The organism is Firmicutes bacterium HGW-Firmicutes-1 (assembly GCA_002841625.1).
GTDB lineage: Bacteria > Bacillota > Clostridia > Lachnospirales > Vallitaleaceae > HGW-1.
In genome coordinates this window covers 446,973-456,293 of record PHAG01000001.1, presented here as the reverse complement: position 1 = coordinate 456,293, position 9,321 = coordinate 446,973, and the positions used below count along the sequence as shown (strand labels likewise).

At 34.8% G+C, this 9,321-nt stretch carries 7 protein-coding genes; all 7 read left to right on the top strand.

All coding sequences use genetic code 11. The annotated features are described in order from the left end of the window. Positions 1 to 218: 218 nt before the first annotated feature. The 7 genes from gatC to CVU84_01875 all read left to right on the top strand — a co-directional run bounded on the left by gatC (position 219) and on the right by CVU84_01875 (position 9,319). Complete coding sequence (gene gatC / locus CVU84_01905; protein PKM96489.1) at positions 219 to 506, top strand: Asp-tRNA(Asn)/Glu-tRNA(Gln) amidotransferase GatCAB subunit C; 288 nt, start codon at positions 219 to 221, stop codon at positions 504 to 506. A gap of 24 nt (positions 507 to 530) precedes the next feature. Next, a complete protein-coding gene (gatA, locus tag CVU84_01900; GenBank protein ID PKM96488.1) occupies positions 531 to 1,991 on the top strand; it encodes an Asp-tRNA(Asn)/Glu-tRNA(Gln) amidotransferase GatCAB subunit A in 1,461 nt (486 codons plus the stop codon). A 16-nt stretch (positions 1,992 to 2,007) separates the two neighbouring features. Further along, a complete protein-coding gene (locus CVU84_01895; GenBank protein ID PKM96487.1) occupies positions 2,008 to 3,450 on the top strand; it encodes an Asp-tRNA(Asn)/Glu-tRNA(Gln) amidotransferase GatCAB subunit B in 1,443 nt (480 codons plus the stop codon). A 34-nt stretch (positions 3,451 to 3,484) separates the two neighbouring features. Continuing rightward, positions 3,485 to 5,542, top strand: coding sequence for a leucyl aminopeptidase (locus tag CVU84_01890; GenBank protein ID PKM96486.1), 2,058 nt, complete (start codon positions 3,485 to 3,487; stop codon positions 5,540 to 5,542). Between the two features lie 418 nt (positions 5,543 to 5,960). After that, the gene (locus tag CVU84_01885) at positions 5,961 to 7,250 is read left to right on the top strand and encodes a B12-binding domain-containing radical SAM protein (protein ID PKM96485.1); all 1,290 of its coding nucleotides are present in this window, start codon (positions 5,961 to 5,963) and stop codon (positions 7,248 to 7,250) included. 12 nt (positions 7,251 to 7,262) lie between these two features. After that, entirely contained in the window at positions 7,263 to 8,618 is a 1,356-nt protein-coding gene (locus CVU84_01880; protein ID PKM96484.1) for a methylase, read from the top strand. Continuing rightward, a complete protein-coding gene (locus CVU84_01875; protein ID PKM96483.1) occupies positions 8,615 to 9,319 on the top strand; it encodes a hypothetical protein in 705 nt (234 codons plus the stop codon). Before CVU84_01880 ends, CVU84_01875 begins: the two co-directional genes overlap by 4 nt. Positions 9,320 to 9,321 lie beyond the last annotated feature (2 nt).

The following is a 9,321-nucleotide window of genomic DNA, read 5'->3' as shown; positions in this document are numbered from 1 at the left end:
CCTGTCTAATTTTATGATGAGGTTATATCATACTATAGATTTATCAAACGGGACATAATCACAAATGATATACTAGGACATTATCATAAATGGTTCAGACAACCCAATCACATTTAATTCTTATTATTGTACAAACTTTATTGTTATGTTAAAATGTACTTTAATAATGTCGGAAATATATGGCATAACCGTATTAGCATATACAAGGAGGAACTCTTTTGAAGATAACCAAAGAACAAGTCACCCACGTAGCAAATCTAGCAAGATTAAATCTTACCGAAAGTGAAAAAGAACACATGACAAAAGATATGGAATCCATCATAGCCTTTGTCGATCAAATGAATGAGTTAGATATCACTGAAGTCATTCCAACCGCACATGTTATCCCAATAAATAATGTTTTTAGAGATGATAAAATCAAACCTTCAATGGACAGAGAGCAATTACTTTCAAATGCGCCTAGCCAAGAAAGAGGATGTTTCAGTGTTCCAAAAATTGTTGAGTAAATAAGTTTTAAGGAGGAAATAATTATGGCTTTATTTGAAAAAACAGCCCATGAACTAGTTGAATTACTTAGTCAAAAGCAAGTCAGTAGTGAAGAAATCACTAAGACTTTTTTAGATAGAATTCAACAGGTAGAAGATAAAGTAGACGCATTTTTAACAATAAGCGGTGAAGAAGCAATCATAGCTGCTCGTGAAATTGATGAAAAACGAATGAAGGGTATTACGCTTCCAAAGCTTGCTGGAATACCAATAGCGATTAAGGATAATATTTGTACAAAAGGGATTAAAACCACCTGTGCCTCTAAAATTCTTGATAATTTTATACCACCCTATAATGCAACAGTAACCCAGAAAATTCAAGATGAAGGGATGATCCTACTCGGGAAATTAAACATGGACGAGTTTGCCATGGGATCATCAACTGAAAACTCTCATTATAAAAGAACAAAAAATCCTTGGGATTTGGAACGCGTACCAGGGGGTAGTTCTGGTGGTTCCGCGGCTAGTGTAGCTGCAGACCAAACTCCTTTTTCACTTGGTTCAGATACTGGCGGTTCTATCAGACAACCTGCACATTATTGTGGAATCGTAGGAATGAAGCCAACTTATGGGGCAGTATCTAGATATGGCTTAGTTGCATTTGCTTCATCATTAGATCAAATCGGTCCCTTAACAAAAGATGTAGAAGATATGGCACTTGCACTGAATCTAATTTGTGGATATGATCCACTTGATTCTAGCTCAGCAAAAATTGAACATCCAGATTATTCTAAAAGTCTAAATCAAGACATTAGAGGAATGAGAATTGCTCTTCCAAAAGAATTTTTTGGAGAAGGTATTCAAGCGGAAGTTAGAGAAAGTACATTAAATGCTGCAAAAGAATTAGAGAAATTAGGTGCAATCATTGAAGAAGTAAGCTTAGATATGACTAAATATGCTCTTCCTGCTTACTATATGATTTCTTCGGCGGAAGCATCCTCTAACTTAGCTCGTTTTGATGGAGTAAAATATGGTCACAGGGCAGCGAAATACGATAATTTGTTAGAACTATATAAAGAAACAAGAGATGAAGGCTTTGGTGCTGAGGTCAAGCGTAGAATTCTTCTTGGAACCTATGCTCTAAGCTCAGGCTATTACGATGCTTATTATAAAAAAGCACAACAAGTAAGAACCCTTATTAAAAACCAATTTGATCAAACCTTTCAGAATTTTGATATCATTTTAACTCCTACTGGACCAACAACTGCCTTTAAATTAGGAGAAAAAATCAATAATCCTGTTGAGATGTATATGGATGATATATGTACTGTGCCAATTAATATTGCTGGTGTACCAGCTCTATCAATTAATTCAGGTTTTGACTCGAAGGGACTCCCAATTGGGATTCAACTTATTGGAAAAGCTTTTGCAGAAAGCACAATCATAAAAGTAGCTCATGCATATGAAAAAAATCGTACATTAATCAATAAAAAACCAATCCTTTAAGAAAGAGGTGAATGATGTGAGTTACAAAGATTATGAAATAGTACTGGGATTAGAAGTTCACTCTGAACTTAAAACACATACAAAAATATTTTGCGATTGTACAACTGAATTTGGCGGTGAGCCAAATACCCATTGCTGCCCGATATGTACGGGGATGCCAGGAACACTTCCAGTATTAAATGGTAAGGTTGTTGAATATGCTATTAGAGCTGGTCTTGCAACCAATTGTAAAATAAATCAATTTAGTAAACAAGATAGAAAGAATTATTTCTATCCAGACTTACCTAAGGCGTATCAAGTTTCTCAATTTGACTTACCACTTTGCTATGAAGGAAAGGTAGAAATAGACGTTGAGGGTATCAAAAAAGACATTGGTATTACAAGAATTCATATAGAAGAAGATGCTGGCAAATTAATTCATGACTCAGGAGAAGGCTCTTTGGTTGATTACAATAGATGCGGAGTACCACTTATTGAAATTGTTTCTGAACCTGATTTAAGATCTGCTGCAGAGGTAAAAGCATATCTTGAAAAACTTAGAACAATACTTCTATATGCTGATGTATCTGATTGTAAGATGAATGAAGGTTCTCTAAGATGTGATGTAAACCTTTCTATTAGAAAAATAGGTGCAAAAGAGTTAGGTACAAGAACAGAAATGAAAAATATGAACTCTTTTGGCTTTATTGTTAAAGCAGTTGAATATGAAGCAAAAAGACAAATAAAAGTAATAGAAGAGGGCGGTACAATTGTTCAAGAAACGAGAAGATGGGATGAAGGAAAGGGCGTAACTGTTTCTATGCGTAGTAAGGAAGAAGCCCATGATTATAGATATTTTCCTGAGCCAGATTTGATGCCAATTGTAACTACCGAGGAAACAATTGAAGAAATAAAAAAATCTCTACCAGAAATGCCAGATTCAAGAAAAGCGAGATATTTAAAGGATTTTGGGTTAAGTAATTACGATGCAGATTTAATTGTGGCATCTAGACGAATGGCTGAATTTTTTGAAAATGCTGGTAGTACGTGTAGTAACAAAAAATCACTTGCAAACTGGATTATATCTGATATATTTCAAAGATTGACAGAGGAAGAAAAAGAACAAGCAATCGTTCCCTTTGACGCACAATTATTAGCGGAATTGGTTAACCTAATAGAGGATGGAACGATTAGTATTAGTATTGCTAAGACGGTTTTTGCTCAGATGTGGGAAACTGGAGAAAGACCAGAAAAAATAGTGGAAGAAAAAGGCTTAAAGCAAATTAGTGATGATGTTGAACTTAAAAAAATGGCAAGTGAAGTCATTGCTAACAATCCAAAGCCTGTTGAGGATTACTTAAGTGGAAAAGGTGCTGCTTTAAATACTCTTATGGGTCAGATGATGAAGATGACAAAAGGGAAAGCAAATCCGCAAGCTGTAACAGCTATATTGAAAGAAATGCTTGAAGCAATGATGTAATTATAAATATATAGAAAAGGAAAGGTGGGATTTTATGAGAAGATTTAATTATTTTAATAGTATTAACAAAGAATATGAAGACAGATATCTTAATAGTTTAGAAAAAATTAATAAAATTGAGGTGGAAACGAGTAGTAAAGGAGATTACTATTCCTACTTTAATAGTGCATGTAACTATATATATTTCATGGATAAACTTAGTCAGGATTTGTGTGATGATTATTTTGAAAATACAACTTTTGAGGAACTGAAAGCAGTTAATCAACAGTTATACAAGCATGTACTAGGTACGGCTTATGAAGATAGTTATGCGAATCCGGAAATATGTGTACAGCTATTTGGAAAAGAAATTGGACAAAGTCTTTGCTGCTTATATACAAAAATCATGAACTATATTCCTCTGGTTATTGAAAATCAATTAGCCCCGATCGTACTTACCAATGAGCTATTCATTCAAGTGTATGAAGCTATTTCAAAGGAAGATGCAAAGCAAATTAAGCAGTTAATCTATGCAGAAGCAATGGAGGATATGGATTTAAAGGTTGAGGCAAGCATTTTGAGAAAGTTTGATCCTTTGTATAATTGCTATTCGAAAATTCTGATGGAATCTGAGCTAACAGACTTAAGATATTTATTTAAGTATGGAATGTATATTGGTGAGAATGAAATTAAGACAGCCCTGTATATGAATAGTCTGTCAGAGGAAAAAATCAATAAGATGGCTAATGTTTTTACGGAGGGCTTTGAGAGAGGGTATTTGAATGGAAATAAAGAAATGCCTCTTTCTGAAAAAAGGTCAATTAATTTAGCTTATCCGATAGGCTTTGAACGAGTGATTAGAAAAGCCGCTGATAATTTTGCAAAGTTGGATTTGAAGCCTCTAGTTTACACAGATCCATTTACGGCAGCAAGACCTAGGTTGATTTCCACAAAGCCTAGTCATCAATATAGTTATGACCATAGATTTGATGAAGCGTTGTACTATTGCAAAGAATATACCGATGCTTATGAAAAGTCATATGCGAATAGCTTAGAAAAACACAAAGATTTACTTAAGGTTATGGCTGGACCTGCTGTTCAGGAATCCTTTGGAGAAGAGCCGTTTACGCCAAAGAGTAAGAGTGACAGCATTTCTTATAATGATGAACAAACAGAATTGAAAAATGCCCATACTACAAATATAAATAAAAATTTCAAAAAATATTTACCAAGTAGTGCAACTAGCTTTGTTATTATAACTTATCCAGTACCTGAAATTGGTGATCGATACGAGGAAATTTTTGATGAAATAATCAAAGTAAATACATTGGATAATGATGTTTACGACAGGATTCATAAAATTATGATTGATACACTTGACTTAGGTGACTTTGTTCATGTTGTAGGGAAAGGTGAAAACAAAACGGATATTTTAGTTAAGCTACATCCATTAACCAATCCTGAAAAGGAAACTAACTTTGAAAATTGTACAGCAGATGTTAATATACCCGTTGGAGAAGTTTTCACATCTCCGTTATTAACAGGTACAAATGGAATCATTCATGTTTCACAAGTTTATTTAAATGATTTAAAATATGAAAATTTTGAAATGACCTTTAAAGATGGAATGATTGATGCGTATACTTGTTCAAATTTTGATAATGAAGAAGAAAACAAAAAATTTATACATGAAAATTTACTTCATCCACACAAAACCTTACCATTAGGTGAATTTGCAATTGGAACAAACACCATTGCGTACGTCATGGCTAAAAAATATAATATTAATCATGTATTGCCGATTCTGATCGCTGAAAAAACAGGCCCTCATTTTGCAATTGGAGATACTTGCTTTTCTTGGAGTGAAGATCAATTCGTATGCAACTCTGATGGTAAAGAAATAATAGCAAGAGACAATGAGAAATCATTAAAGAGAAAAACTGATATTAGTCAAGCATACACCTATAAGCATACCGACGTTACGATTCCTTATGATGAACTTGAATTAATTGAGGTTATTACTAAGAAAAATGAAAAGATTGTTATTTTACAGGATGGCAGATTCGTTCTACCGGGTACCCAATTACTAAATGAAGCTTTTCATAATGAATAAACGAAAGGGAATGCTCTTTTACGTGAAATGTATTACATGTGGAGACGTGGAGACGGAGGTTTTGCTAAAACGCTTATAAACACTGTTTGTGAGTAAGTAGCGATTGATTGTTTGCTTCACAAGGTAATTGAGTAAATATTGTATAGTTTGTTAGATAAAGGTAGCTGCGAAATTGATTTTTCGAGGGCTGCCTTTATTTTAGGTTACAAGAACGTGAGCCTGGTAGGGATATGAATGGCACTTGGTTAATCCGTATTGTCAATAAATGCTGAAATATGTTAGAATAAAGTTTAACCGAATGGAATGCGGAGGTTTTGTAACATAGACAAGAGTAATCTCTAAAGATATATACAAAAAGTTTAAAATATGTCAGGGCTTTTTAAAAAAGTGCCTTGATATTATGGGGAGGATATAATCTGTGAAAATAGTTTTTATACAAGTGGGGATAACGGGCGCACGTTCAACGGATGCTATGGAGCCTTTGGCCTTTGCTATATTAGCAGGGTTGACTCCAAAGCACCATACCATAGAATTTTATGACGATCGAATTGAAGCAGTACCCAAAAATCTGGATTGTGATTTGGTGGCTATTTCTACAGGAACGTTTACAGCAAGGCGAGCCTATCAATTGGCCGCACTTTATAAAATGCAAAATATAAAAGTTGTTTTAGGAGGATATCATCCTACCTTTATGCCCCAAGAGGTTTTGGAATATGCAGATAGTGTTATTTTAGGGGATGCAGAAAATACATGGCTTAACGTACTGAACGATCTTGAAAAAGGAATGCTTAAAAGCATTTATGAAGCTCATGAAAAACCTGATATTTCTAACGTTTTTTTTGATGAATCTATATTTCTTGGAAAGAAATACAGTAAAATAACACCCGTCCAATATAGCAGAGGCTGCAAATTTTCTTGTGAATTTTGCTGTATAAGTGCCTTTTATGGTAGTAGTATTCGGTATAGAGACATAGGATATGTGGTGGATGAAATCATTAGAAAAAAAGCAAAATTTGTGTTTTTTGTAGATGATAACTTATTTATAGATCGTAATCATACCATTGCCTTCCTTAAGGCACTCATTCCGCTAAAAATGAAATGGGTATGCCAAATTAGCATTGATATCGCTGCTGATGATGAACTACTTCAACTTATGGTTCAAAGTGGATGCATTTGTGTTCTAATTGGTTTTGAAACTCTAAACGATGATAATTTGAAGCAGATGAAAAAAGCGGTTAATATAGCCCATATTAACTATGACGAAGTCATCAAAAAATTACAAAGCTATGGCTTGATGATCTATGGCACTTTTATACTGGGCTATGACATGGATACAGTGGATACCTTTGACACTTGCTTGGAATTTGCACTGAAAAGCCAGATGATATTGGCAAACTTTAATCCCCTGATGCCTATGGTTGGTACCAAGCTCTATGATAGGTTTAAAGCAGAGGGAAGGCTCATTCACGATAAATGGTGGCTTGACCCTAATTATCAATATGGGGATGCAATGTTTATTCCCAAGCAAATGACGCCACAACAGCTCAAAGAGGGCTGTTATAGAATTAGAAGTAGCTTTAATACCTATTCAAATATCTTTAAGCGCGGTCTTTACGGCCACGCCAATAGGGAGCATTTGGCAATATTTTTAGCAGCAAATTTTATCAATAGACGTGAGATCATTCAAAAACAAGGTAGACTGCTATAAGGAGGGGAGAATTTGCGAATTACTTTTATCAAACCCAATATGGGACGTATGATGGAGGGGGCTTATGTGGATGAAGGTCGTATGGAGCCCTTACAGATTGGTATTTTGGCGGCATTAACACCTAGGGAGTTTGACATAAGTTTTTATGATGATCGTATGGAGGAGATTCCATATAATCAAGAAACGGATTTAGTTGCAATTACAGTTGAGACTTTTACAGCGAAAAGGGCATATGAGATTGCCAAGCAGTTTAAAGAAAGACATATACCTGTGGTTATGGGTGGCATGCACCCTACATTAATTTCAGAGGAAGTCCTATTATATGCAGATACCGTCATCATAGGGGATGCGGAAACCGTTTGGATGGAGTTTTTGGAAGATTTTAAAAACAATCAATTAAAAAAAATTTATGAGGGAACTTTTTTAGTGCCTCAACAAGGCATCATACCTAGAAGGGATATTTTTAAGGGAAAGGGTTACTTACCCATTTCTCTTATGCAGTTTAGTAGAGGCTGTACCAATGGGTGTCATTTTTGCGCATCGAGCGTGTTCTTTAAGCAAAAACAATATTGTCGACCTATAGAAGATATCGTTTATGAAATCAAAACGCAAAAGCTCAAATTTATCTTTTTTGTGGATGACAACATTGTAGCTGATCAAGATAAAGCCAAAGCATTATTTAAAGCACTTATTCCCCTTAAGATCAAATGGGTAAGTCAAGCCAGCATTGATATGACTCAGGATTTAGAATTGATGCGCTTAATGATGAAGAGTGGTTGTATGGGTAATGTCATTGGTTTTGAGTCTATCAAAAGGGATACTCTTGAGAAAATGAATAAAACAGGTAACCTTGGCTCTGATTTTGACGGATATAAAGAACAGATTAAGATATTGCGTCGCTTTGGACATCAGACATGGGCTGCATTTACCATTGGACATGACGATGATACTCCGGAGAGTATAAGGGACATTTATCAATTTGCTTTGAAGAATAAGTTTGCTTTTGCAGCCTTTAATATACTAATGCCCTATCCCAATACACCCCTATTCAGACAACTTGAGAAGGATAATCGATTGCATTTTGATGGAAAATGGTGGCTACATGATGATTTCAGATTTAATCATGCACCAATCATTCCACTCCATATAACGCGTGAGGCGTTAACAGAAATAGGTTTCGAGTGCAGGAAAAAATTCAATAGTAAATGGTCCATTTTTTATCGTTCATTGGACTTTAAAACGAATATGCGCTCACCCTTTAGGTTAATGACTTATTATGCTTATAACCCATTGTTTAGAAAAGAGGTTTATAAAAAACAGGGAATGATTCTAGGAACTGAAGAGAAAATGAAAGGTGACTCAATATGATAGTTTATGGTGAGATGATTGAAATAGAAAAACTTACAGAAACGTGTATAAAAACGATGTTTACTCTTATGAATACCTTTTATGATCATATGCTTTACGACAATTTCACCCGTGATCTTAGTGAGAAGGACTATTGTATTTTACTTAAGGATGAAGCTGGGAAGATTCAAGGCTTCTCAACCCAAAAATTGATTTCCTTTTCCCTCAAGGGCAAAGAGATTCATGGTGTTTTTTCTGGTGATACCATTATTCACAAGGATTATTGGGGGAGCATGGCACTGTACAGAACATTTGCACAGAGCTTTATCGAATATGGTAAGCAGTTTTCTGAATTTTATTGGTTTTTAATTTCAAAAGGGTATAAAACCTATAAAATGCTTCCTCTGTTTTATAAAACCTTTTATCCAAATTATCAGGATCAGACACCTGACTATGAAAAGCAGATTATAGATGCTTTTGGACAGCTTAAGTACCCTGGAGAATACAATGAAAAAACAGGTGTCATTGAGTATAGAGGGGAAAAGGATAAGCTTAAGGAGGGTGTGGCAGATATTACCCCAAAGCAGCTTAAGGATAAAAATATTCAGTTTTTTATAAATGCGAATCCAAACTACATTCATGGACAAGATTTGGTTTGTCTGGCACGATTAGAGCTTGATAATTTACATAATACTACCAGACGAATGTTTATGGAGGAATAAGA

Excerpts from the sequence above, each read along its gene's own strand:
- gatA (PKM96488.1), top strand. The coding sequence starts at position 531 with ATGGCTTTATTTGAAAAAACAGCCCATGAACTAGTTGAATTACTTAGT.
- CVU84_01890 (PKM96486.1), top strand. The coding sequence starts at position 3,485 with ATGAGAAGATTTAATTATTTTAATAGTATTAACAAAGAATATGAAGAC.
- CVU84_01875 (PKM96483.1), top strand. The coding sequence starts at position 8,615 with ATGATAGTTTATGGTGAGATGATTGAAATAGAAAAACTTACAGAAACG.